General features: G+C 36.3%; 26 protein-coding genes. 9 read left to right on the top strand and 17 right to left on the bottom strand.

Features of this window, described 5'->3' with window-relative positions; all coding sequences use genetic code 11:
- Window positions 1-11: 11 nt before the first annotated feature.
- From pyc to ABC228_RS05200, 3 genes are all read right to left on the bottom strand, one after another.
- Entirely contained in the window at window positions 12-3452 is a 3441-nt protein-coding gene (pyc, locus tag ABC228_RS05190) for a pyruvate carboxylase (RefSeq protein ID WP_345824020.1), read from the bottom strand.
- Entirely contained in the window at window positions 3440-4630 is a 1191-nt protein-coding gene (locus ABC228_RS05195; protein ID WP_345824021.1) for an FtsW/RodA/SpoVE family cell cycle protein, read from the bottom strand. Before ABC228_RS05195 ends, pyc begins: the two co-directional genes overlap by 13 nt.
- A 155-nt stretch (window positions 4631-4785) precedes the next feature.
- On the bottom strand, window positions 4786-5067 hold the full coding sequence (locus ABC228_RS05200) for an Fpa/YlaN family protein (RefSeq protein WP_345824022.1): 282 nt from the start codon (window positions 5065-5067) through the stop codon (window positions 4786-4788).
- 372 nt (window positions 5068-5439) lie between these two features.
- Between ABC228_RS05200 and ABC228_RS05205 the strand changes: the two genes are divergently transcribed.
- Window positions 5440-5922, top strand: a complete 483-nt coding sequence (locus ABC228_RS05205; protein ID WP_345824023.1) for a hypothetical protein — start codon at window positions 5440-5442, stop codon at window positions 5920-5922.
- Window positions 5923-6046: 124 nt separating this feature from the next.
- On the top strand, window positions 6047-6661 hold the full coding sequence (locus ABC228_RS05210) for a YhcN/YlaJ family sporulation lipoprotein (RefSeq protein WP_345824024.1): 615 nt from the start codon (window positions 6047-6049) through the stop codon (window positions 6659-6661).
- A gap of 46 nt (window positions 6662-6707) precedes the next feature.
- Here ABC228_RS05210 and ABC228_RS05215 read toward each other — a convergent pair whose 3' ends face one another.
- Window positions 6708-6950: a hypothetical protein gene (locus tag ABC228_RS05215; RefSeq protein ID WP_345824025.1), complete on the bottom strand. Its 243-nt coding sequence runs from the start codon at window positions 6948-6950 to the stop codon at window positions 6708-6710.
- Between the two features lie 121 nt (window positions 6951-7071).
- Here ABC228_RS05215 and ABC228_RS05220 point away from each other — a divergent pair, with 121 nt between their 5' ends.
- The gene (locus ABC228_RS05220; protein ID WP_345824026.1) at window positions 7072-7275 is read left to right on the top strand and encodes a YlaI family protein; all 204 of its coding nucleotides are present in this window, start codon (window positions 7072-7074) and stop codon (window positions 7273-7275) included.
- Between the two features lie 55 nt (window positions 7276-7330).
- Here the strand turns inward: ABC228_RS05220 and ABC228_RS05225 are convergent, their stop codons facing one another.
- On the bottom strand, window positions 7331-7645 hold the full coding sequence (locus tag ABC228_RS05225) for a YlaH-like family protein (protein WP_345824027.1): 315 nt from the start codon (window positions 7643-7645) through the stop codon (window positions 7331-7333).
- A gap of 133 nt (window positions 7646-7778) precedes the next feature.
- Between ABC228_RS05225 and ABC228_RS05230 the strand changes: the two genes are divergently transcribed.
- Entirely contained in the window at window positions 7779-7970 is a 192-nt protein-coding gene (locus ABC228_RS05230) for a DUF5325 family protein (protein WP_345824028.1), read from the top strand.
- 1 nt (window position 7971) lies between these two features.
- Here ABC228_RS05230 and ABC228_RS05235 read toward each other — a convergent pair whose 3' ends face one another.
- Both ABC228_RS05235 and ABC228_RS05240 read right to left on the bottom strand, forming a co-directional pair.
- The gene (locus ABC228_RS05235; RefSeq protein WP_345824029.1) at window positions 7972-8781 is read right to left on the bottom strand and encodes an inositol monophosphatase family protein; all 810 of its coding nucleotides are present in this window, start codon (window positions 8779-8781) and stop codon (window positions 7972-7974) included.
- A 155-nt stretch (window positions 8782-8936) separates the two neighbouring features.
- Window positions 8937-9131, bottom strand: coding sequence for a hypothetical protein (locus tag ABC228_RS05240; RefSeq protein ID WP_427902208.1), 195 nt, complete (start codon window positions 9129-9131; stop codon window positions 8937-8939).
- A gap of 237 nt (window positions 9132-9368) precedes the next feature.
- Between ABC228_RS05240 and ABC228_RS05245 the strand changes: the two genes are divergently transcribed.
- Window positions 9369-9986, top strand: coding sequence for a YktB family protein (locus ABC228_RS05245; protein ID WP_345824031.1), 618 nt, complete (start codon window positions 9369-9371; stop codon window positions 9984-9986).
- Window positions 9987-10072: 86 nt separating this feature from the next.
- Here ABC228_RS05245 and ABC228_RS05250 read toward each other — a convergent pair whose 3' ends face one another.
- The 4 genes from ABC228_RS05250 to ABC228_RS05265 form a co-directional block, all read right to left on the bottom strand.
- Window positions 10073-10342 carry a UPF0223 family protein gene (locus ABC228_RS05250; RefSeq protein WP_345824032.1) on the bottom strand — a complete coding sequence of 90 codons (270 nt, stop codon included), beginning with the start codon at window positions 10340-10342 and terminating at the stop codon, window positions 10073-10075.
- An 18-nt stretch (window positions 10343-10360) separates the two neighbouring features.
- Entirely contained in the window at window positions 10361-11314 is a 954-nt protein-coding gene (locus ABC228_RS05255; RefSeq protein WP_345824033.1) for an NAD(P)H-dependent flavin oxidoreductase, read from the bottom strand.
- Window positions 11315-11455: 141 nt separating this feature from the next.
- Window positions 11456-11575: a GapA-binding peptide SR1P gene (locus ABC228_RS05260; protein ID WP_345824034.1), complete on the bottom strand. Its 120-nt coding sequence runs from the start codon at window positions 11573-11575 to the stop codon at window positions 11456-11458.
- A 135-nt stretch (window positions 11576-11710) separates the two neighbouring features.
- Complete coding sequence (locus tag ABC228_RS05265; RefSeq protein ID WP_345824035.1) at window positions 11711-12571, bottom strand: polysaccharide deacetylase family protein; 861 nt, start codon at window positions 12569-12571, stop codon at window positions 11711-11713.
- A gap of 191 nt (window positions 12572-12762) precedes the next feature.
- On the opposite strand from ABC228_RS05265, the gene ABC228_RS05270 reads away from it, so the two are divergent.
- Complete coding sequence (locus ABC228_RS05270; protein ID WP_345824036.1) at window positions 12763-14286, top strand: glycine betaine uptake BCCT transporter; 1524 nt, start codon at window positions 12763-12765, stop codon at window positions 14284-14286.
- A 109-nt stretch (window positions 14287-14395) separates the two neighbouring features.
- Here the strand turns inward: ABC228_RS05270 and lpdA are convergent, their stop codons facing one another.
- The 5 genes from lpdA to ABC228_RS05295 all read right to left on the bottom strand — a co-directional run bounded on the left by lpdA (window position 14396) and on the right by ABC228_RS05295 (window position 20246).
- A complete protein-coding gene (lpdA, locus tag ABC228_RS05275; protein ID WP_345824037.1) occupies window positions 14396-15802 on the bottom strand; it encodes a dihydrolipoyl dehydrogenase in 1407 nt (468 codons plus the stop codon).
- 4 nt (window positions 15803-15806) lie between these two features.
- Entirely contained in the window at window positions 15807-17093 is a 1287-nt protein-coding gene (locus ABC228_RS05280; protein WP_345824038.1) for a dihydrolipoamide acetyltransferase family protein, read from the bottom strand.
- A gap of 22 nt (window positions 17094-17115) precedes the next feature.
- Entirely contained in the window at window positions 17116-18093 is a 978-nt protein-coding gene (locus ABC228_RS05285) for an alpha-ketoacid dehydrogenase subunit beta (protein WP_345824039.1), read from the bottom strand.
- Between the two features lie 3 nt (window positions 18094-18096).
- Window positions 18097-19140 (bottom strand): pyruvate dehydrogenase (acetyl-transferring) E1 component subunit alpha, encoded by a 1044-nt coding sequence (gene pdhA / locus ABC228_RS05290; protein ID WP_345824164.1) that lies wholly within the window; start codon window positions 19138-19140, stop codon window positions 18097-18099.
- 437 nt (window positions 19141-19577) lie between these two features.
- The gene (locus ABC228_RS05295) at window positions 19578-20246 is read right to left on the bottom strand and encodes a YkyA family protein (protein ID WP_345824040.1); all 669 of its coding nucleotides are present in this window, start codon (window positions 20244-20246) and stop codon (window positions 19578-19580) included.
- A gap of 214 nt (window positions 20247-20460) precedes the next feature.
- Between ABC228_RS05295 and def the strand changes: the two genes are divergently transcribed.
- From def to rnjA, 3 genes are all read left to right on the top strand, one after another.
- Window positions 20461-21012 carry a peptide deformylase gene (gene def, locus ABC228_RS05300; RefSeq protein WP_345824041.1) on the top strand — a complete coding sequence of 184 codons (552 nt, stop codon included), beginning with the start codon at window positions 20461-20463 and terminating at the stop codon, window positions 21010-21012.
- Window positions 21013-21757: 745 nt separating this feature from the next.
- Window positions 21758-21967 (top strand): DNA-dependent RNA polymerase subunit epsilon, encoded by a 210-nt coding sequence (locus ABC228_RS05305; RefSeq protein ID WP_345824042.1) that lies wholly within the window; start codon window positions 21758-21760, stop codon window positions 21965-21967.
- A gap of 3 nt (window positions 21968-21970) precedes the next feature.
- Window positions 21971-23638: a ribonuclease J1 gene (rnjA, locus tag ABC228_RS05310; RefSeq protein WP_345824043.1), complete on the top strand. Its 1668-nt coding sequence runs from the start codon at window positions 21971-21973 to the stop codon at window positions 23636-23638.
- A 57-nt stretch (window positions 23639-23695) separates the two neighbouring features.
- Here rnjA and ABC228_RS05315 read toward each other — a convergent pair whose 3' ends face one another.
- The gene (locus ABC228_RS05315; RefSeq protein WP_345824044.1) at window positions 23696-24361 is read right to left on the bottom strand and encodes a potassium channel family protein; all 666 of its coding nucleotides are present in this window, start codon (window positions 24359-24361) and stop codon (window positions 23696-23698) included.
- Window positions 24362-24453: the final 92 nt, after the last annotated feature.

The raw sequence follows: 24453 nt of genomic DNA on the forward strand, positions 1-24453 counted from the left end.
TACCTGTTTTATTATTCAAATTCAATTAGTAAATCATTAACAGCGATTGTGTCACCATCTTGAACATGAATCGCTTTTATTACACCAGTAAATGGCGCCTGAACAGTTGTTTCCATTTTCATTGCTTCTGTAATGAGTAAATGATCGCCTTTTTCAACATGCTGCCCCTGTTCACAGGTAACCTTAAGAACAGTTCCTGGCATTGTTGCACCAATTTGCTTTTCATTGGTCTTAGATGCCTTTGGTCTTGTTGTTACTTGAGTTTGCACACTATGATCTCGAATATTGACTTGCCTTGCTTGCCCATTAAGCTCAAAGTAAACAACTCTAGTTCCATCTTCTCTAGGCTCAGAAATAGAAACCAGTTTAACGATTAACGTTTTACCCTGCTCAATCTCCACCTCTATTACTTCACCTATTTTCATGCCGTAGAAGAATGTCGGTGTATCTAAAACAGATACGTCACCATATGTCTCATAGAACTCATGATAGTCCATAAATACTTTTGGATACAGGGCATAGGCAATCATATCAAAGCTTGTAACATGTCGATTCAATGACTTGAATAAGGATTCTTTAAGGTGCTCGAAGTTAATTGGATCTAGTAGCTTACCCGGTCTCTCAGTAATTGGTTTTTTACCCTTTAGAATGATTCGTTGTAGTTCTTTTGGAAAACCTTGATAAGGTTGGCCAAGATAGCCACTAGCAAACTCTACTACAGAATCCGGGAAGTCAATCGTTTCACCTTTGTCATAAATATCGTCTTCAGATAAATTATTCTGCACCATAAACAATGCCATGTCACCAATCACCTTGGAGGATGGTGTAACTTTAACAACATCACCAAACATATCATTCACACGACGATACATTGTCTTAACCTCATTCCAACGTTCGCCTAAGCCAACTGCTTTAGCTTGCTGTCTTAAATTACTATACTGTCCTCCAGGCATTTCATGTTCATATATCTCCGTATGAGGAGATTTCATACCACTTTCAAATTCTTTATAATATTCTCGGATATCTTCCCAGTAATGAGAAAGCTTCTCATAGGAGCCAATGTTCATCTTCGGCTGACGCTCTTTACCATCTAGAGCATGGTATAGCGTTTGTGCACTAGGTTGTGAAGTTAATCCTGCCATTGGGCCGCATGCAACATCCACCACATCAACTCCAGCATCAATAGCTCGAGCATACGTATATACACCATTGCCACTCGTATCGTGCGTATGTAAATGAATTGGAATTTCTACGGTTTCTTTCAATTCCGTTATTAATTGATACGCAGCCTCCGGTTTAAGTAATCCCGCCATATCCTTAATACCTAAAATATGTGCACCGGACTCTTGGAGCTCTTTCGCAAGATTTTTGTAATATGCTAAATTGTATTTTGTCCGATTAGGATCTAAAATGTCGCCGGTATAACAAATGGCAGCTTCCGCAATCTTATGATTATCTCGAACTGCTTGAATCGCAGGTTTCATTCCTTCCACCCAGTTTAAGCTATCAAATATACGGAAAACATCAATACCACCATTAGCGCTCTTTTGGACAAATTCTTCAATTAGATTATCTGGATAATTCTTATAACCAACAGCATTACTTGCTCTAAGCAGCATTTGCAACAATACATTAGGCATCTTTTCTCGTAACTTTAATAATCTCTCCCAAGGATCTTCCTTAAGAAAACGGTAAGCAACATCAAAAGTAGCTCCTCCCCACATTTCAACCGAGAAAAGGTTTGGAAGAAGACGTGAAGTCGGCTCCGCAATTTTCACCAAATCCTTAGTTCTTATTCGAGTCGCCAATAATGACTGATGTGCATCACGGAACGTAGTATCTGTTAATAATACTTCATTCTGGGTCGTCAACCACTTTGCTAATCCTTCTGGCCCTTGCTCATCAAGTATCTGTTTTGTGCCGCTTTGTAAATCAAGATGATCAACTTTTGGAACCTTCACTTCATCAAATGTTGGTTTATTTTTGTTCGGCATTCCTTCATAACCATTAACGGTCGTATGTCCAATGAAAGAAAGCATTTTCGTACCGCGGTCCTTCCGCTTAGGAAAAACAAATAATTCCGGAGTTTCATCGATAAAGGTTGTATTATATTCTCCTGTAACAAATTGCTTGTGTACCATTACATTCTCAAGAAACGGAATATTGGTTTTAATTCCCCTAATTCGGAATTCCTTTAAATTGCGGACCATTTTTTGAACAGCTTGCTCAAAGGTTAGTGCCCACGTAGATACCTTAACAAGTAATGAATCATAATGTGGCGACACCTCTGCCCCTTGGAATCCATTACCAGCATCAAGACGCACCCCAAATCCGCCACCAGTACGATAAGCCATTATCTTACCTGTATCAGGCATAAAATTATTTAATGGGTCTTCTGTTGTTACACGAGATTGAATTGCATACCCTTGTGTCGAAATGTTTTCTTGTCGCGGAATTCCAATTGAAGAATCATGTAGATTTTGACCATCCGCTACTTTTATTTGTGTTTGTACAATATCAACACCCGTGATTAGTTCGGTAATGGTATGTTCCACCTGTACGCGTGGATTTACTTCAATAAAGTAAAATTGATCGTTTTTTACCAAGAACTCTACAGTTCCTGCGTTAAGATAGCTTACATTTTCCATTAATTTAACTGCCGCATTGCAGATTTCTTCTCGTAGCTCTGAAGGTAGTGAAAGACTTGGAGCAACTTCAACTAATTTTTGATGTCTTCTTTGAATCGAGCAATCACGTTCATATAAATGAACAATATTTCCGTGATCATCTCCAATAATCTGAACTTCTATATGCTTAGGCTGTTCTATTAATTTTTCAACATAAACCTCATCATTTCCAAACGCTGCTTTAGCCTCTGACTTTGCTCGCTCGTAACTGTCACGTAAACTGGTCGCATGGCGAACAATACGCATCCCACGTCCGCCACCACCTAGAGAGGCCTTAATTATAATTGGAAAACCATGCTTTTCTCCAAATGCTTCTACTTCTTCTAAAGAATGGACAGGACCATCACTACCTGGTATAACTGGTAGTCCAGCTTGAATGGCTTGAGTTCTTGCTCTGACTTTATCCCCAAACATATGTAAGTGCTCACTTGTAGGGCCAATAAAAATAATACCTTCTTCTTCGCATCGTCTAGCAAACTCAATATTCTCTGATAAGAAACCGTAACCAGGATGAATGGCATCTACTCCAACTCTTTTTGCGATTTCAATAATGCCTTCAATGTCTAAGTATGCATCAATTGGTTTTTTTCCTTCACCAACCAAATATGCCTCATCTGCTTTATAACGATGATAGGACCCAAGGTCTTCCTTCGAATAAATTGCTACTGTTCGTAAATTAAGCTCTGTGCATGCCCTAAAGACACGAATAGCAATTTCACCACGATTAGCAACTAATACTTTGTTAATCCTATTTAACTTGACCATTTTGTTCCTCCTTTAAATTGAAACTGTTTCCTCGTCTCTGGAAGCTCCTGTCTATCCTGTGAAGTAGGTTCCTGTTCTTTCTTTTTTACTGACATTGCTATATTATTTAATATCCCCATGGATACTAATAATACTAATAAAGAAGAACCACCATAGCTTACAAAAGGTAGTGTAACTCCGGTAATTGGTAGGATACCACTAGCTGAGCCTAAGTTAATAAATGCTTGAATTCCAATCATCGATGATATCCCTATCGCCATCAATGATCCAAAACTATCCTCACATTTTCTTGCAATAAATATTCCACGTAAAACGATAGTTGCTAGCGCTCCTATTACGATAAAGACTCCAATAAAGCCCAATTCTTCCGCAATTACTGCCATAATGAAATCGGTATGTGGCCCAAATAAATATCCTAACTTTTGAATACTCTGCCCTAGTCCTTCACCAGTTAGCCCCCCTACTCCAATTGCTAAGTAAGATTGAATCAAGTGATAACCAGTTGAATCAGGTGCCTCAAATGGCGCGTAAGCACCTGTAAAACGCCCAATTCGAGTATCAGTAATCATATTTGGAATCGCAATTGCGACCACTAACAATCCAATTGCTATTAGTGAGAATAAATGTTTAAATCGGATTCCTGAACTAAAGATTACGGAACAAGCAATTAAAAATATGATGGATGCTGTCCCAATGTCTGGTTGGGAAACAATAAGTCCAAGCATAATTACAGTAAGAATTAACGGTGGTAATACACCTCGATTAAAATTGTCTATGTATGCTTGCTTTTTCGAGTAAACAGAAGCCAGATACATAATAATCCCCAACTTGGCAAATTCAGCTGGTTGGAGACTAATAGGACCAATATCAAACCAAGACTTAGCGTTACCTCTAACTTCTCCAAATAATTTAACTGCAACTAATAAAAACAGAATACCAAGTACAATTAGCTTTATTAGCTTCTGATAATTTCTATATGGAAAAAAGGTACAAAACACAAACCCAGCAAGACCAATAATAAACCATTGAATTTGTTTAATTAAGTAGTAATTACTTTCAAATCCTTCAACAACTGCAAGAACCATACTAGCACTATAAATCATGACAATTCCAAACCCGGTCAACAGCAATGGAGTTATGATTAGTGTAAAATCATAATCTTTAAATTTTCGTAGCATCTTGTCCCTCTCCAATTTGTATAAATAACTGATAATGAAGAATAATAATTATGCAGTAAAGATTTAATTTAAGTACTTAAACAAAAAAACCTTGCCATTTCATATGCAGGCAAAGTTTTTATCACAGAAATCCTACTACAAGAAACTGGTTCGTCTCAGACAGATTTTTGTGCTGCTTCATGTAAGATGTTTAGTTGCCTCTCTAGATTTTCAAGGAGTGACTTTCCCTCATCCTCATCAACTAAGTTTAAGCGAACAGCAAAATCTATCTCCCTTGAGAGACCAAACATTTGTGTATCTAAAACTTCTTCATATAATGGACATTGCGGCATCGTTAAATTATCAATCTGAACTTCAATAAGCCGCAATATTTTATCAGCATCAGCCTTTAGAAGGGCGTAGGCTTTTTCACGATGATCGATCGTTACCTCTGGCATCAAAAAAATCCCCTCCACAAAAACAAACCTATTTAAAATACATTATTTCTATAAGCTTGTTTTTCAACATTAATCATGAACGTTTCTCTATATTATATTATCCTTTCCTACTAGAAATTGCAAATGTTTAATGCGGGTTTGTCAAACTTCATTCAGTGGTTTTCTATATCTCAAGTTTGACTTATCGGACTTTTACTGGCATTTGAATTCCAACCTCTATTTCCTTTTCTTTTTACGCTTATTATCATTCTATTGCAAGATCCATTAGAAATAGACTGTTTATAATAATTTTTTTCAATTAATAACTCGTGAATTTATTGACTATCTCTGCTATTCTTAATAAGTGATACATATTTTGAAAGGTGGAAAAACATGATTGTTCCGATAATTGGAAATGTAGCATACTCCATAACAATGGATCCGACTGTTTGGATCTTTGATGATCGTAAAATTATTTTAGAAGAAGCATTTAATGAAAGCGACAAGCTTGAAGAAAGCGATACTCTTCAAGAAGCTGCTGAGAGATGGGATCGCGCAATTAGCAGGCAAGAAAAGCCCCCAGTTAATAAAAGCCTATCACGTCATGAACGAGAAGATATACTTAAGTATTCCTATGTCATGCCGATAGATGATTTTTTAAATCATGCTGAAATAAACAGTGACGCAACACATGCTACTATTGCAACAGATTCTGGAGAAGTGAGGATAACTCTTCAGGAGTTGTACGAAAGCTATTTGTTATTTGCTATTGATGGTAAGCCTTTAACAGATGACGGGCCTGTTCACCTTATGTATAAGGATGGTTCTAATAGAGATACCCCTCTTAAAGGCGTGAATAAAATCGTAATAAACTAATGTTACAAAACAGGTATCTTCTCTATAGATGCCTGTTTTTTGTTTAAATTGTATAATACGGCATCAAGTACACAAAATATCCGTATAGTGAATAACTTTATTCCACTATAAGGAGGAGTGTTAGATGTTGAAACGAAACGGTATCGTGTTCATAGCTAGTATACTGTTGCTAGTAGGATGTCAACAAGATAACGAAGATAACGCGTTGCCAACCGAGAAAGAAAATCAAAATGATCGAATTATAAATGTGAAAAACTCGGACCCTAGAGAAAAAAGAGATTTATCAAATGAGGAAGTTGCCAATCATTTAGCTAATATTGCTGGCGATGTCCCTCAAGTGAATGATGCTGTGGCAATCGTAATTGGACCCTATGCTCTAGTTGGAATAGATGTTGATAAAGAATTAGATCGCTCAAGAGTCGGAACAATTAAATATTCTGTGTTAGAAGCACTTCAGCACGACCCATACGGTAGAACTGCAGTAGTTGCTGCTGATGCAGATATTATGGAAAGAATTCGGAGAATGAACGACAAGATACAACAAGGGTATCCTATTCAAGGAGTTGTCGATGAAGTAGCTGCGATTATCGGTAGGTATATGCCTGACTTCCCACTTCCAGAAAATCAACCGGAAGAACCTGATCAAAATAAAGAAATTATAGAAGATGGCGACGAACAAAAGCTTGATGATATCGAAAATGAACAATCAGAAAACCAAAGAGAGAAGCGAGAGAACTAATCCCAAAATGAGGTGCTCCATACAGGTAGCACCTCATTTTTTTTATTTACTCTTCTTCTTTTACGTTATTGTAATATTGAACGCCAAATTGCGAGCCTTCAGATACCATTTTCGCATTTTCAAGTTGATCCAATTCAAGAGTTTCCACCTGATCAGGTTTACCTGCATTGTATAGTGTTGAGCCTTCCTCGTCATGTTTGTCCTTTTCTTTTTTCTTCATTAAATTAGCTCCCACCAAATAACCTACAACACCAGCTCCCATAGCGGAGATAACATACTTTGTTTTCATATCATCACCCTTTTCTGCTTTTGTTATTATATTCCTCTAGATTGGACAAATTAAACATCTTAACTGTTCCTTTGTAGTTTATGATATAGTAATGATATATACTCCAACGTGAGGTGATTTAATGCAAGTAAAATGTGTATTATGTGATATAGTCGAAACCATAGAGGATTACTCTCTTCAAGCAAAAAGACTTCGCAATCGTAAAATTAATATGTACTTATGTAATAGTTGTAATGAAAGAATAAAAGATAGAACTTTACAACGTATTTCAACAGGAAAATTCCGATTTTTTGAAGAAAAGAAAAATGAGGATGAACTGATATAAAAGCTACAAGTACAAGAAAAGCCATCCTACTAATTGTAAGATGGCTTTTTATGATTTAAGAAGTTTTTTTAGCCTGGCGTTGCAGATACATACGAACTCGGTAAATGGCTAATACAATACAAATAATCACTAGACTTTCCGTCATCGGTAGTGGATCTGCTGCTAATGTTGCTGGTAGAACAATAAACAATATATTCAATACAAATATCCCAACCGCAAGCAGAATATATACGATGATTGATTTTAATATAGGTAATTTCTTTGCGAAACCTAGTTTATAGGCGATGGCTGCTAAAATTATATTTGCTATGTATAAAACCGTAAAAAGTTGATCAACACCATATCGATCTATTACAAAATCGTAAACCATAAGAATCCCCCATTATCTATGTTCATCATCGTTTATAATACTAAATTTATGACAATCATGCTAGTCTTAACTAATTGATAATCTTTTGTACATCCATAACAATTACGATATACTTACATTGAGTAAAAAAGAGGTGACAAAATTGAACAAAGTAAATATACCAATGCTTCTATTAGCCATGTTAGTTATACTCATGTTTATTGGGGTTGGATTCGCGATAGCATTAAGAAACATTTGGCTTATTGTAATATTCATTGCATTAGGTTTTACTATAATGGGCATGGGAATTTCGATGAAGAGAAGAAAAAGTGACTCTCAAGCATGAGTCACTTTCTTCCTTTCTGAATAAAATCTTCAATAATCCGTCTATGAATACTAGGGTGACTTGTAAATACAGAGCTTTTCTCAACTAAATTTAATTGATTTCCATCAATATCTGTTGAAATCCCTCCTACTTCATCAACAAGAATTACTCCAGCAGCGATGTCCCAAGGCGAAAGACTCATCGTTATGTAACCTTCTAAAACACCTTCCGCAACAAATGCGAACTCGAGGGCAGCCGAACCATACGTTCTAGTACCACGAGCTGTTTTTACAAGCTTTTGCATAGCCTTTTCTTCAACCAAACGATTTTCGCATAACCAAAAATGATTTAATCCTATTACGGATTCTTCTAATACTGCACCAGACTTTAAATGTGGTAGCCGTTCACCGTTCTTATATGCCCCTTCACCACGAATAGCATGGTATAACACATCCTCCATCACGTTATAAATAAGACCTATCTCCCCAATTCCATGATGATAAATACCAATTGATATGGCAAAATTTCGTTTTTGTTGCACAAAATTCATTGTGCCATCAATCGGATCAATAATCCAAACCGTGCCATCTAAGGAACGAACATCGTCACCGAATCCTTCTTCTGATAACAATAAATGATCTGGATATTTGGTTTTAATTCGATCAACAAAATACTTTTCTGTATTTCGATCCATTGTTGTAACCAGATCATTTGGGTTTGATTTCGTATCAACCTCAAACGGATCACTCATCTTGTTTCGAATTTCTTTACCCGCTTCTAATATCCATTCTTTTGCATCACGAAAGAGTCTATTTCGTTCCATTTTCTCCATTTGTTAAGCCTCCATCTAGTCATCTTATATTAATAGTATCAGAATGTGTAGGACCAGTCATATATTACGCATAGCATATGATTCTTATTTCGTTGGAGGTTATTCACAAAAAAGGACTCAAAGTAAGTTTGGGTCACTCACCTTGAGACAATAAGTTATTTATTATCAAGTATAGTTAGTAATTGCTTACGTAATTGTTTTAGTCTTTCTTTAGACTTAATTATTTGAACGTTATCATCAGCTTGTAACGCGTCATATAGGGTCAATAATTCATAATCAATTTCCATTCGAATTACCGGTATTCTTTCCATTTCATCTTGTCGTCTTACTTCTTCTAGAATGTACTTCAAAATTCCCACACCCTTTCAACCATTAATAAGAATTCTTACCATCAATAAAATACATATAATTGCATAAATTTCTTACTCTTTTATCTCTTTGTTTTCTTTATATATATGAGGTTTTCATGATTTCGTTCTAAATTCTTGCTGATTTGATTCGAAGTATTATAGCTTGACTTGTTTATATTTACTTGTTAATAATAATAAATATAATTTGATTTTTTAAAAAGAAGGGCTGTTTATAACATGAGCATTAATGGGTTTGTTAACAATGATTTTGAGACTTTCCATATAGATGGGCTAGAGGCGAGAATGGAAGCAATTCAAACAAGAATTCAGCCAAAGTTTAAAGAAATAGGACAGGAACTAGTCGATTATTTATCTAGCCAATTAGGCAATGAAGTATATTTACATATTGCAAAGCATGCGAGAAGGACGATTAATCCACCTAATGACACATGGCTAGCAATATCACATAATAAACGTGGTTATAAGAAGCATCCTCACTTTCAGGTAGGCCTATTCGATGACCACTTATTCATATGGTTTGCATGTATATATGAACTGGATAATAAACATGATATTGCCAAGAGCTTTCTAGCTAATTTCAACAAGCTAAAAAAATTGCCTACAGATTTTGTGATCTCCTTAGATCACATGAAAAAAGATTCAATTTCACTAACAGAGCTAAAAGAAGAACATCTTGAACGTTTTCGTGATGTAAAGAAAGCAGAGTTTCTTGTAGGTAGACATTTATTACCTAATGACCCAACCGTAACAAACGGAGATGCTTTGATTGAAACAATTAAAGCAACGTATGACCAATTAGTACCATTTTATAAAATGGCACTTTCCGCGAAGTAGGATAACTTTTTAAAAATTGTCATTTAAAAAATGAATTATTTCTTCTGCAATAAGAAAGCCATTGTCTATCGATGACAATGGCTTTCTTAGTTCATTTTAATAGTCTTGTTTTCGTTTTCTCTTGCATGTTTCATTACTTGGTAACTAGAATACCCTGAATCCTTTTCAAAATCAGCAAAAAATCTCTTTTCCTCACTTTTTGATGGAACAATTCGCTTAAACTTTCGATAGCCCGCAAGCAAGATTTCTCGGTCAATCCCCTTTTCATATGCCTTTTCAACTAGTGAAAAAAACTGTATGACATCGATTATTTCCTGCTTAGTCCAGCTTGCATCAAATGGATACTGATAATTCACTTTTTCAACCCCTTATATTTACCATTTGTTTCTAATTTCTTCTGCTTCTTTTATGATGGCATCAATCAATTCTTTCACAGTCGGAATACTTGTAATACTGGCCACACTTTGACCAGCCCAACCGAATCCTTGATCGGGAATCCCACTATGAATGTAATTCCTATTAGCTTCTCCACTTATATACGATTTCAATCCATCATAACCTACGCCCTGGCTCTCTAATTCTAATATTTGATCTGTCCAATTATTTTTTAGTGCACGGGCTGGAGCTCCAAGTGACCGCTTAATTATTACAGTTGCATTTTCATCCGCATTTAGTATTGCTTGCTTATACACTGGATGGGCATGAACACATTCTTTCGTAGCAATAAATCTAGTTCCCATCTCGATTCCTTCTGCTCCAAGCGCTAACCCTGCCATTAATCCTCTGCCATCAACAATCCCCCCTGAAGCAACAACAGGTATGGCAACATTATCAACAACCTGTGGCGTTAATACCATTGTTCCTGTATCAAATCTCCCCAGATGTCCCCCACCTTCATGCCCAACTACTATTACGACATCGGCACCTAATTGTTCAGCTTTCATTGCCTGCCTTTTTGCAGCAACTAATACTAAAGTTTTAATCGAGTGCCCCTTTACCATATCCAATACTGCCTTAGGATTTCCTCCAGTTACAGAAATAACAGGTACCTGCTCCTCTATTGCGACCTCAACCATCTTTTCAAAAGGGCGGTTATGCTGGCCAATGGCAAAATTCACACCGAAAGGTTTATTCGTTAGCTCTTTAACTCTTATAATCTCTCTTTGCAGTGCTTCAGGACTTTCTAAGCTCATAGCGGTAATTTGACCTAAAGCACCTGCATTGGATACAGCAGCAGCTAAATCAGCATAAGCTAGATGAGCTAATCCACCCTGAATAATTGGATACTTTATTGATAATAGCTTTGTCAATTTTGTTTCCCAAGTCATCCTATTCTCCCCCGTTATGACAGTTATATTATATATCCTAACATTTCCTATCACATGATAGCTAACTAAACGTCACAATTAAAACGTAAAAAAAGCTGCATAAATGATGCAGCTTCGAAATAATTTCAAGCTCTACTAATATTAATCCTTATGATTAGGAATTGATTTACATTCTGGACATGTACCATAAAGAATTGTTACTTTTTCATTTTCATAATGTTCAATGGTTTGCTGACACTGTTGACAAACAATGGTACCCATCAAATCTAACCCCTCTCAATATGTTATAGTATTCATAATATAATATGTTACATTATTTGTTTATTGCATAATTAGTATAACACATTAAGTTAAATAATGACCAGTGAAAACACTTCACTGGTCATTATTTCTAGTTTATTTAATTGTTTCAATCTCATGTGGGTCTAAAATTTCATAACCCTGCTCTCTTAGTCCAGTAACAATATCCTGTAATCCAGCTGCAGTCCACTCGCGATCATGCATTAATAAATTCGACCCATTTCCTAAATATGGACTATTTAACATAATATCTATAATTTTTTCTTTTGAACGATATTCTTCTTCCCAATCATAGCCATAAGACCAATTCATCAATACCATCTTCTCTTCACTCGCAATTTGTTTAGTATATTCGGTATTGGCACCATTTGGCGCTCTAAAGAAAGCTGGACGTTCTCCAATTACCTGTTCAATAAGATCATTTAGTTTTATTATTTCTTCCTGTTGTTCTGCTTCACTTGAATTCGGAAGATAAGGATGTGAATAGGTGTGGTTACCTATTAAAAAGCCCATATCGTGTATCTGTTTTAGCACTTCTTGCTCCTCTGGTGTATCAAGAAAATGACCATTTACAAAGAAAATCGCACCAGCTTCTAGTTCTTTTAAGGTATTCGCCATTTCAAGTGCATATTTATCTGGAGCATCATCAATTGTTAACAGAACAACTTTTTCATTTGTCCCTTCTTCGATTGGAACAATCGACCAATTCTCTGAGACTCGGTACTTTTCTGTAACTATTTCTTCTTCTATTGTAGAATCCTCTTCGTTTGTTTCGGATTCATTCTCTACTTCAGTTTCCTCACTAGTTAAATCTTTGTTTTCTTCTTGGTGTGATTCTGTTGGTTGCTCTTCTTTTTTTGTTGAGCCTTCTTCTAATTCCCCGTTTTGTTCAGCGGTATTACAAGCTGCTAAGAACAAAAGAAGAAGTAAAGAAATAAATACTACCACCAATCTCATACATTTCCCTCCTGATGTCATAATAAGACTTGTCTCATCCTAAGTGTAATCGACCCTCAAAAGGAAGACAACCACTATTATAGTAATTCCAAAAAAAGGTGAAATAGTAATTGAAATAGTTGGTAATAGTAAGGACAGTACCACCATTTTATCAACTAGGTTGACATCAATACATAGAAAGGATGAAAAGTATGAGTAAAGTATCCAAAGTCTTTTACATATCTGTTATTATAAGTATTCTATTTATTATCTGGGGTGTAATTCCTGACACAATATTACCGAATGGCAATCTAGATGCAGTCACAACAAAAATTCAGACGTACATTGTTGATAAATTTGGATGGTTTTATTTAATTAGTGCTACACTATTCCTTGTCTTTTCCCTCTATCTTATTTTTTCAAAATATGGTGGGATAAAACTGGGAAAACCAAACGATAAACCAGAGTACTCCTATATAACTTGGTTTGCCATGTTATTTAGTGCTGGTATGGGTATTGGATTAGTATTTTGGGGTGCTGCAGAACCACTTTCACATTTTCATAACCCTCCATACGGGGAGGCAGTTACCAGTGATGCTGCTAAAACAGCCATGCAGTATAGCTTTTTTCATTGGGGATTCCATCCGTGGGCGGTGTATGCAACAATCGCTTTAGCCTTGGCGTACTTCAAATTTAGAAAACAATCTTCTGGCCTAGTAAGTGGTGTTCTCGTTCCATTATTCGGTGAACGTGGAATAAATGTCTGGGGAACAGTTGTAGATTTCATTGTCGTTTTTGCTACTGTATTTGGTGTTGCTACATCACTTGGGTTTGGGGCTATCCAAATTAGTGGAGGTCTATCATTTGTCTTTGGTATCGATCAAACCTTTCTATTTCAATTACTAATTATCCTTATTGTTACTGTCTTATACATGCTTTCAGCATCAACCGGTTTAAACAAAGGGATTAAGTATTTAAGTAATTCCAACATTGTACTAGCAGTTGCCTTAATGCTATTTTTACTGTTTTTAGGACCAACAACGTTTATTCTTAATTTCTTTACTACCTCATTCGGAAACTACATTCAAAACTTACCAAATATGAGTTTTCGGATGACTCCATTTAACGAGGATAATACGGATTGGATTAAGGGATGGACAATATTCTACTGGGCATGGTGGATCGCTTGGGCACCATTCGTAGGTACCTTCATTGCTCGAGTATCTCGTGGAAGAACAATACGTGAATTTGTACTCGGTGTATTATTAGTACCAACAATTTTCGGGGCACTATGGTTCTCTGTGTTTGGTGGATCTGCAATTCACTTAGAATTTTTTGGTGGGAAAGATATCATGGGTTATATCAATGACCTCGGTGAAGAAGCGGCCCTATTTGCTGTACTAGAAAACTTTCCATTAGGCACTATCATGTCTATCATTGCCGTACTCCTTATTAGCACTTTCTTTATCACATCAGCTGATTCCGCAACCTTTGTATTAGGAATGCAAACTACCGGCGGAAGACTTGATCCACCCAACACGGTTAAATTGATATGGGGAATTATTCAGTCAAGTGCAGCTGCAGTTCTTCTGTGGCAAGGTGGATTAAATGCTTTACAAACCGCATCCATTATCGCTGCCTTTCCATTTACCATTATTATGCTTTTAGTTGTACTGTCACTATTGAAATCCTTTAAACAAGAAGTAAAAGAGATGGAACAAAGAAGAAAAACATAAATTCACACAAATCGCTTTATTAGTAAAGCATTTTCCTAAGATATCCAAATTTTCAATTTCATATCAAAAAAATAGAGAGTGATGTTAGACATCACTCTCTATTTGAGTTCTATAGCATGTGAATTGGAGTACCTAACGCAACTTCTGCTGCTTCCATTGTAATCTCACCTAAAGTAGGATGAGCATGGATTGTTAATGCGATGTCTTCAGCAGTCATGCCAGCTTCAACAGCCAAGCCAATTTCAGAAATCATGTCACTCGCATTTGGTCCAGCGATTTGTCCGCCTAAAATTAAACCATCTTCCTTACGAGTAATTAGTTTTAAGAAACCATCTGTGCTATTGAGTGAAAGCGCACGGCCATTTGCACCGAACGGGAACTTCGCAACTTTAACATCATAGCCAGCATCTTTCGCTTCTTTTTCAGTTAAACCAACTGTCGCTAATTCAGGCTCAACAAATGCTACTGCCGGAATTCCGATGTAATCAATTTCAGATTTTTCACCCGAGATTGCTTCCGCAGCGATTTTCCCTTCATAAGATGCTTTATGTGCAAGTGGTGGTCCTGCAACAATATCACCAATTGCATAAATGTTTTCAACATTTGTACGGCATTGCTTATCAATCTTGATAAGACCGCGATCATCTACTTCGATTCCAACCTGCTCTAAGCCGATTTCACGAGTATTAGGACGACGTCCAACCGTAACTAAAACATAGTCAGCTTCTACAGTTTCTTCTTTTCCGCCAACCTCATAGGTTACTTTAACACCATCTTTTGTTTCTTCTACACCTTTAGCCATTGCCTCAGTAATAATGGTAGCACCTTTATTTTTCAAGCGCTTTTTAACTAGTGCAGTCATTTGTTTCTCAAAACCGCTAAGAATATCTTTAGCACCTTCTAAAAATACAACTTCTGTTCCGAAGTTCGCATATGCAGAACCAAGCTCACTACCAACATAACCTGCACCAATAACGACTAATTTCTTCGGTACTTCCTTCAGGTTTAAGGCACCAGTTGAGTCTAGTACACGGTCCGAGAATTTGAAAGTTGGGATTTCAATTGGTGATGAACCAGTTGCAATAATACAATCTTTGAATGTATACGTTTGCGATGATTTCTCATCCATAACTTTTACTGTATTTTTATCAACAAAGTAAACTTCTCCACTAACGATGTCTACTTTATTTCCTTTTAATAGGCCTTCTACGCCAGAGGTAAGTTTGTTAACTACTGAAGCTTTCCACTCTTGTACTTTTGTGAAATCAACAGTTACTTTACCTGATTTAATACCAAGGTCTTCGTTGCCATGAGCATGTTCAACTGAATGTCCCGCTTGGATTAGTGCCTTTGAAGGAATACATCCAACGTTTAAGCAAACTCCACCAAGAGAACCTTTATCTACGATTGTAACTTTTTGACCTAATTGTGCAGCACGAATTGCAGCAACGTATCCTCCAGGTCCAGCACCGACAACTAATGTGTCTAATTCAATTGGAAAATCTCCTACTACCATATCCTTACGCCTCCATCATGATTAATTGTGGATCATTTAATAAACGTTTGATTTGATTTAGGGCCATTTGAGCTGTTGCACCATCAACAATTCGATGATCGAAACTCAATGAAACTGCAAGTACTGGAGCAATTACTACTTCTCCATCACGAACAATTGGTTTTTCCGCAATACGTCCGATACCCAAAATAGCTGCTTCTGGGTAATTAATAACTGGCGTAAACCACTGTCCACCAGCAGAACCAATGTTAGAAATAGTACTTGAAGCACCTTTCATCTCATCTGGTGCTAGTTTACCATTTCTAGCTTTATCTGCCAATTCATTAATTTCTGCAGAAATTGCAAAGATTGACTTACGATCAGCATTCTTAACAACTGGCACTAATAGTCCTTTATCCGTATCTGCAGCGATACCAATGTTGTAATAGTGTTTTTGTACAATCTCTTCCGTTGCATCATCAATAGAAGCATTCAAGATTGGATATTGTTTTAATGCAGATGTGATTGCTTTTACGACATATGGTAAATAAGTTAATTTGATACCTTGGTCAATAGCAACCTGTTTAAACTTCTTACGATGTGCAACTAGCGCTGTAACATCTACCTCGTCCATAAGCGTAACATGTGGTGCTTTTGTTTTAGAGTTAACCATTGCTTTTGCAATTGCTTTACGGATTGAGCTCATTTTCTCACGTGTTTCAGGGAAGTTACCTTCAAGAACAGGAGCTTTTTCAGCAGCTGGTGCATCCGCATCGGCAGCTGGTGCTTCAGCTTCTGTAGCTTGTGTAGCAGGTTGACCACCATTTAAGAAGCTATCAATATCCTCCTTAGTAACACGGCCGTTATTTCCAGAACCAGTTACTTGTTTAATATTGACATTATTATCACGTGCATATTTACGGACCGATGGCATTGCAATAACACGTTTGCTCTCATCTACAGAATCGTCTACTTGTGCGTTATTTGCTGCTGGTTCTGTTTTTGGTGATTCTTCTTTTGTTTCTTCTGTAGGAGCTTCTTCTGCTGCTTCTTCGCTACCAGCATCTTCATAGCCTTCCGCATCAAAAGAGATTAGTGTATCCCCAACCACTGCTACAGTACCTTCTTGCACATAAATCTTTTTAACAGTTCCTTCTACCGGAGAAGGAATTTCAACTACAGCTTTATCATTTTGTACTTCACAAAGTACATCATCTTCTTTAACTTCGTCGCCTTCTTTTACCATCCATGAAACAATCTCACCCTCGTGGATCCCTTCACCGATATCTGGTAATTTAAATTCAAAAGCCATTAATATAGCCTCCTATCTATTGTTAGAAATTCATTACAGTGTTTACTTTTTCTATGATGTCGTTATAATTTGGTAACCATACCTCTTCTGCTTCAGAGAATGGGTAAACCGTATCAGGTGCCGTAACACGTAATACAGGAGCTTCTAGATGTAGAATCGCTCTTTCTTGAATTTCTGCTGCAACGTTTGCTGCAATACCTGCTTGACGTTGTGCTTCTTGAACGACTACTACGCGATTTGTTTTTTGAACGGATTCCAAAATAGTATCAAGATCAATTGGAGAAATAGTACGTAAGTCAATAACTTCAACGTCAATTCCATTTTTTTCAAGCTCTTCGGCAGCTTTTAATGATGCATGTACCATAGCACCGTATGTCACAATTGTTACATCTTTTCCTTCTCGTTTTACATCTGCTTTTCCTAATTCGATTGTGTATTCTCCCTCAGGAACTTCGCCACGGAAAGAACGATATAGTTTCATGTGTTCTAGATAGATAACCGGGTCATTATCACGAATTGATGAGATTAAAAGACCTTTTGCATCATATGGAGTTGATGGAATAACCACCTTTAATCCTGGTTGTTGAGCCATTAAACCTTCTAATGAATCAGCATGTAGCTCAGGCGTATGCACACCACCACCAAATGGTGAACGTACTGTAATTGGAGCAGATTTTGTTCCACCAGAACGGTAACGCATACGTGCCATTTGCCCACTAATGGAATCAATTACTTCAAACACAAAGCCGAAGAACTGAATTTCTGGTACCGGACGATATCCTTGTAAAGCAAGACCTATTGCCAGGCCACCAATTCCAGATTCAGCTAATGGCGTATCAAATACACGGTCTTCCCCGAATTCTTTTTGTAGGCCTTCTGTCGCACGGAATACTCCTCCGTTTTGGCCGACATCTTCACCAAACACTAGCACATCTTCATCGTTTTTAAGTTCTGTACGTAGCGCATCAGTGATTGCTTGAATCATAGTCATTTGTGCCATCGTTTACTTCGACTCCTTTGCTTTATACTCTTCCATTTGTTCCTGTAGATTACTTGGAAGTGTTTCGAACATATTAGAAATAAAATCAGTTACTTTTTGTTTAGGATGTTGATCCGCTTTTTTAATTGCTTCTTTAATATCTTCTTTAGCTTGGTCAATTACTTGGTTCTCTTCTTCTTCAGACCATAATTTCTTACTTTCTAGGAATTTACGGAAACGTACTAACGGATCCTTTTTCTCCCACTCAGTATCAAGATCTGCTGAACGATAACGTGTTGGGTCGTCCCCAGCCATTGTATGTGGACCATAACGATAGGTTAATGTTTCAATAAGCATTGGGCCTTTGCCCTCAATAGCACGTTCACGAGCATGCTTTGTTGCAGCGTATACCGCTAGAACATCCATACCATCTACTAGAATCCCTTCAATACCCGCCGCTACAGCTTTTTGAGCTAATGTTTTCGCTGCAGTTTGCTTCTCTCTAGGAACTGAAATCGCAAATCCATTGTTTTGAATAATAAAGATATTATTAGCACCATACGCACCAGCAAAGTTAATACCTTCGTAGAAATCACCCTGTGACGTACCACCATCACCTGTGTAAGTAATCGCTACTGCGTTTTTACCACGTAATTTAAGACCTAATCCAACACCTGCAGCTTGAACATATTGCGCACCAATAATGATTTGTGGTGGTAATGCATTTACATCTTCAGGCATTTGGTTTCCGTGGAAATGTCCTTTTGAAAATAAGAACGCTTGATAAAGTGGAAGTCCATGCCAAATAAGCTGTGGAACATCACGGTATCCTGGTAATATATAATCTTCTTTTTCTAAAGCAAAATGACTTCCTAGTTGAGAAGCTTCTTGTCCTGCTGTTGGAGCGTAGAATCCTAGACGTCCTTGACGATTCAATGCAATTGAACGTTGATCAAGAATGCGAGTATATACCATTCTTTTCATTAATTCTTTTAATTCCTCATCCGACAATTCAGGCATGTCATCCTTATTGACAACTTTCCCATCTTCATTAAGAATCTGGAACATTTCGAACTGACTTTCAACACTTTCTAAAACGTGTTTCAAAATAGTTCACCTCTTCCTTTCATTTATCCTTTTTAGATTATCTTTACTATCCTTCCCAAAAAAAAGGAAAATCTGTACCGATTTGCTCGTATTTGTGTATGTTTAATCTTCGATTAATCAGTAAGCTGAGAAACAACCACAAACTGTTACATATATTACGCAAAAATTACTGGTACAATTATGATTACATCTAAAGTGTAGCTTATATAAATCCAATCGGTCAACTACTTTGTCTTTTGTTTTTATTATTTTTTTTCATACAAATAAACGAATGACACCAGAGAATTTTCCAGACAACTAAACTGTTATAGTCTAATACAAATACTGTATTATTTTGTGTATTTCTTATCGCAATAAAAAAATACCCAGCAAATTACACTGGGTATTACGCTTTCTTATTATTTTTTGGAGCTTTCCACATATTTCACTTGAATATCAGCAATTTCATAGAAGCCCTTTTTTAATTCATTATATTCGGTAGTATAGGCATTAAATTCGTCATTAACCTCAATTACTTCTTGATACTTTTTGTTTACTTCTTCGATTTGCGCTTGTAAATCTTCTTGATTAAGCTCTTCAAGCTGTAGCATTTCATATAATTCTTTTTCAAGTGTTAACGATTCGTTGTAGGCTTTATACAGCTTTTCATACGCTTCATACCTTTTTACCATAGCATCATACATTTTTAATGCCTTTTCTTTTATTTCAGTATCCTTAATTTCTTCTATTATTGGCTTTGTCTTAGTAAATTCTTCCTGTGAGGTATCCAGGCTATCTTTCTCAAGTTTTATCTTTTCTGTACGCTCTTCAATTGATGTAATAGCTTCTTGTGATAATTGCTTAATTTTATCCAGTTCACCTACGCCCAGTTCAATAATCTGTTTATATAATTCTTGCTCCTGTTTTTCTAATTGCGTAATAACAGACTGTTGTTCCTGGAATCCCTCTTCTAATTTAACCGCTTCTTCCAGGTGGCTATATATTTGAGTTTCAGGTGTATCACCACAACCTGTTAAAAAGAGTGGAAGAAGCAATATTAATAACAGTATTCGTTTAGAAAATTTCACAATCATTTCCCCCTCGTACATGATGCAGTTTCTAGTATGTGTTGAACGTCTTTTAGTATATCATAAAAGTACCTGTATGTTTTATTAAATTATATCTTGTCCTATAGTTAAAATATGCCTGATAGAGTAAATATATGATAAACTATTTAATGGTTTGCACATTGTAAATTAATAAGGAATAATATAGAGTACATAAAGATTTGGAGTGAAGATAATGTTAACAATGGATAACATTGTGAGGGAAGGACACCCTTCCTTAAGAGAAGTAGCTAATGAAGTAGCTTTACCAGCTAATCCAGAAGAAAAAGCATTATTACAAGACATGCTAGAATTCTTAAAGAATAGTCAGGACGAAAAGATTTGTGCAACCTACAATCTTAGACCTGGAGTTGGACTGGCAGCACCACAACTAGGAATTAATAAGCGCATGATTGCAGTACATTTCGAGGACGGAAATGGAAAGCAATATAGTTATGGATTATTCAATCCTAAGATTGTGAGTCATTCTGTTGAAAAAGCATACTTAGCAGTTGGTGAAGGTTGCCTATCAGTTGATCGAAGTGTAGAAGGCTACGTCCCCCGTTACGCCCGAATTACTTTGAAAGCAACTGATATCAACGGTGATGATGTGAAACTTCGATTGAAGGACTATGCAGCAATTGTATTCCAGCATGAATTAGATCATTTAAATGGAATTATGTTTTATGACCATATCAACAAAGAAAATCCATATGCTATTCCCGAAAACGCCAAACCAGTTGAATAAAAATTACCACGAAAACAGCATTAAGCATGCTGTTTTTTATTTCACTAACACTACCACCCTGAATAGAAATCATGGATAAGAGAAAAATACCTATATACAGAAAAGACCTTGGAATCTTTCTACTGCTTCAGAAGCTATTACCTATACGTTTTTTAGAAACCTTTTACAACAGATTGAAGCATTAATTAGAAATTTTTGGCTCAAATCAGTGATTTTTATTTCAATATTTCCTAATCCATACTATACTATAGATAAGAGGGATTGGACGGTAGAACTTTTTTATGCTTTTCTTTAATCTAGGAAAGGAGTGTATGTCCTTATGTTACGTCGCCTAAAAGAGAAGCTAAAGAAGCGTTGGAAGGATTTTTTAGGCCAAGGACGTGTACCTACAACTTTAAAAGAATAAAGAAGTTTTTATGGCAGGAAGTATAAACGCAAGCCTATCTACCGATAATGATGAATCTATAAAGGATAACCCTGCCAACATTTTGTTAAGCAAGTAAGGTACTGTAAAGTTGTGCGGATAATTTACGGAGAAAAATTCACCTTAATTTAGTTATTATGTATGATGGACCTACGGTAATTTGTTGTATAAAATAATGAAATCAATTATCTCCAGATATAAAACCTTTCTGGAGATTGATTACATAGGATTAATCTAGGTATTTACATGAAGACATTTCTTTTTACAAAACATTGAATGGTAATAAATATAAGAAAGTTAGAGAGAGACAGGAGAGATAACATGATTTATAAAGTAATTTATCAAGAAACTTCAAATGAAGTTCCCGTACGTGAACGTACGAAGAGCCTATATGTTGAGGCTGATTCTCAAAAAGAAGTAAGACAGAAATTAAGTGATCGCAGCTATAATATCGAATTAATCCAATTATTAGACGATGCTCATTTAGAGTACGAAAAACAATCCGAAAACTTTAAATTGGAGACCGTCTAACATATGAAATTCGTTAAAAATGATCAAGCAGCGGTATTTGCACTTGGTGGACTCGGCGAAATCGGAAAAAACACGTATGCCGTACAATTCCAAGATGAGATTATTCTTATTGATGCAGGAATTAAATTCCCAGAAGATGAACTACTAGGAATCGATTATGTAATTCCTGATTATACGTATCTTGTGCAGAACCAAGAGAAAATTAAAGGATTAATTGTTACTCATGGTCATGAGGATCATATTGGTGGAATTCCATATTTACTGCGTGAGATTAATATACCTATCTACGCAGGTAAGCTTGCGATTGGATTAATTCGAAATAAATTAGAAGAACATGGCTTGTTAAGAAATGCAAAATTAAATACCATTCAAGAAGATGACATTATTAAATTCCGTAAAACATCTGTAAGTTTCTTCCGTACAACACATAGTATCCCGGATTCCTATGGTATCGTAATTAAAACGCCACCTGGGAATATCGTTCACACTGGTGACTTTAAGTTTGATTTCACACCTGTTGGTGACCCTGCAAACTTAGCAAAAATGGCAGAAATCGGAAAAGAAGGAGTATTGTGTCTACTTTCCGATAGTACAAACAGTGAAGTTCCTGGTTTTACAATGTCCGAAAAAGTGGTTGGATCAAGTATTAATGACATATTTAGTCGAGTAGATGGTCGTATTATTTTCGCCACATTTGCTTCTAATATTTATCGACTACAGCAAGTTGTGGAATCAGCAATCCGCTTTAATCGTAAAATAGCTGTTTTTGGTCGTAGTATGGAAAATGCTATTAATCTTGGCCAAGAATTAGGTTATATTCAAGCGCCAAAGGATACTTTTATTGAAGCGAATGAAATTAATCGACTTCCAGCACAAGAAGTAACGATTCTTTGTACAGGTTCACAAGGTGAGCCGATGGCAGCATTATCACGTATTGCTAACGGTACACATAGACAAATTCAAATTATACCAGGTGACACAGTTGTGTTTTCTTCCTCACCAATCCCAGGAAATACAATAAGTGTTAGTAAAACGATTAACATGCTATATCGTGCTGGTGCTGAAGTTATTCATGGTAAACTTAATGATATTCATACTTCCGGGCATGGTAGTCAAGAAGAACAAAAATTGATGCTTCGATTAATGAAACCAAAGTTCTTCATGCCTATACACGGTGAATATCGAATGTTAGTGGAGCACACAAAGTTAGCAAAAATGTGTGATGTTAATATTGAGAATACCTTTGTGATGGATAATGGCGATGTGCTTGCCCTTAGTAAGGATAGTGCACAAGTTGCAGGAAAAATACCTTCTGGCTCAGTTTATGTAGATGGTAGCGGTATTGGCGATATTGGTAATATCGTGTTACGTGACCGTCGTATCCTCTCAGAAGAAGGACTAGTTATTGTTGTAGTCAGCATCAATATGAAGGAATTCAAAATTGCTGCTGGTCCAGACATTATCTCACGCGGCTTTGTATACATGCGAGAATCAGAGGACATGATAAATCAAGCACAAAAATTAGTAGCCTCACACCTTAATAAAGTGATGGAGCGTAAAACAACGCAATGGTCTGAAATCAAAAATGAAATAACTGATACAATTGCACCGTTCTTGTATGAAAAGACAAAGCGTAGACCGATGATCTTACCAATTATTATGGAAGTATAAATGAGAGAAGGATGAAATTCATAAGAATTTCATCCTTTTTCATGTTTTTAATTCAATTTAATCGTCTATTACAAGTTGTCTTTCAAACCTTGCAATATCCTTATCGGCTCCAACGACAACAAGAATATCATCTTCTCTTAGTGTATCCTCTGGTGTTGGAGATACATTGATATGTTTCCCTTGCTTAATCGCAACAACTGTACACCCATAATTAGCACGGATATCTAATCCTATAATAGATTTCCCAATCATCTTTTTACCTGCTTTTACCTCTACAATACTGTGATCATCGGATAGCTCTAAATAATCTACTATATTATTAGAAATAATACTATGGGCAATCCTTCTTCCCATATCCCTTTCCGGATGAACAACATGATGCGCCCCAATTTTATCTAATATTTTGGCATGATAATCATTTTGAGCTTTAACCGTAATTTTATTTACACCTAGTTCGACTAATACAACCGTCGTTAGGATACTCGCTTGAATATTATCACCAATTGCAACGATGACATGATCTATATTTTTTATCCCTAATTCTTTCAATACCGTTTCATCGGTGGAGTCACCTATTACGGCATGAGAAGCGATGTTCTTAAACTCATTGATACGTTCTTCATTCTTGTCAATCGCTAATACTTCCATCCCTTCCCTACTCAGTTCCTGACAAATACTTCCCCCAAATCTGCCTAATCCAATCACTGCAAATTCTTTTTTCATTTATAGTTCCTCCATAGAAAATACTCTGGTAAGTAATACTTTATCAATAGAAAGCAAAAGAAGCAATTTCTATTTACGAAATTGCTTCTCCC

Origin of the sequence: Ornithinibacillus xuwenensis (assembly GCF_039614845.1) — a bacterium.
GTDB classification, from domain to species: Bacteria; Bacillota; Bacilli; order Bacillales; family Amphibacillaceae; genus Ornithinibacillus; species Ornithinibacillus xuwenensis.

Coding starts and splice junctions, on each gene's coding strand:
- pyc (WP_345824020.1), bottom strand. CDS start 3,452: ATGGTCAAGTTAAATAGGATTAACAAAGTATTAGTTGCTAATCGTGGT.
- ABC228_RS05195 (WP_345824021.1), bottom strand. CDS start 4,630: ATGCTACGAAAATTTAAAGATTATGATTTTACACTAATCATAACTCCA.
- ABC228_RS05200 (WP_345824022.1), bottom strand. CDS start 5,067: ATGCCAGAGGTAACGATCGATCATCGTGAAAAAGCCTACGCCCTTCTA.
- ABC228_RS05205 (WP_345824023.1), top strand. CDS start 5,440: ATGATTGTTCCGATAATTGGAAATGTAGCATACTCCATAACAATGGAT.
- ABC228_RS05210 (WP_345824024.1), top strand. CDS start 6,047: ATGTTGAAACGAAACGGTATCGTGTTCATAGCTAGTATACTGTTGCTA.
- ABC228_RS05215 (WP_345824025.1), bottom strand. CDS start 6,950: ATGAAAACAAAGTATGTTATCTCCGCTATGGGAGCTGGTGTTGTAGGT.
- ABC228_RS05220 (WP_345824026.1), top strand. CDS start 7,072: ATGCAAGTAAAATGTGTATTATGTGATATAGTCGAAACCATAGAGGAT.
- ABC228_RS05225 (WP_345824027.1), bottom strand. CDS start 7,645: ATGGTTTACGATTTTGTAATAGATCGATATGGTGTTGATCAACTTTTT.
- ABC228_RS05235 (WP_345824029.1), bottom strand. CDS start 8,781: ATGGAGAAAATGGAACGAAATAGACTCTTTCGTGATGCAAAAGAATGG.
- ABC228_RS05245 (WP_345824031.1), top strand. CDS start 9,369: ATGAGCATTAATGGGTTTGTTAACAATGATTTTGAGACTTTCCATATA.
- ABC228_RS05255 (WP_345824033.1), bottom strand. CDS start 11,314: ATGACTTGGGAAACAAAATTGACAAAGCTATTATCAATAAAGTATCCA.
- ABC228_RS05260 (WP_345824034.1), bottom strand. CDS start 11,575: ATGGGTACCATTGTTTGTCAACAGTGTCAGCAAACCATTGAACATTAT.
- ABC228_RS05265 (WP_345824035.1), bottom strand. CDS start 12,571: ATGAGATTGGTGGTAGTATTTATTTCTTTACTTCTTCTTTTGTTCTTA.
- ABC228_RS05270 (WP_345824036.1), top strand. CDS start 12,763: ATGAGTAAAGTATCCAAAGTCTTTTACATATCTGTTATTATAAGTATT.
- lpdA (WP_345824037.1), bottom strand. CDS start 15,802: ATGGTAGTAGGAGATTTTCCAATTGAATTAGACACATTAGTTGTCGGT.
- ABC228_RS05280 (WP_345824038.1), bottom strand. CDS start 17,093: ATGGCTTTTGAATTTAAATTACCAGATATCGGTGAAGGGATCCACGAG.
- ABC228_RS05285 (WP_345824039.1), bottom strand. CDS start 18,093: ATGGCACAAATGACTATGATTCAAGCAATCACTGATGCGCTACGTACA.
- pdhA (WP_345824164.1), bottom strand. CDS start 19,140: ATGTTCCAGATTCTTAATGAAGATGGGAAAGTTGTCAATAAGGATGAC.
- def (WP_345824041.1), top strand. CDS start 20,461: ATGTTAACAATGGATAACATTGTGAGGGAAGGACACCCTTCCTTAAGA.
- ABC228_RS05305 (WP_345824042.1), top strand. CDS start 21,758: ATGATTTATAAAGTAATTTATCAAGAAACTTCAAATGAAGTTCCCGTA.
- rnjA (WP_345824043.1), top strand. CDS start 21,971: ATGAAATTCGTTAAAAATGATCAAGCAGCGGTATTTGCACTTGGTGGA.
- ABC228_RS05315 (WP_345824044.1), bottom strand. CDS start 24,361: ATGAAAAAAGAATTTGCAGTGATTGGATTAGGCAGATTTGGGGGAAGT.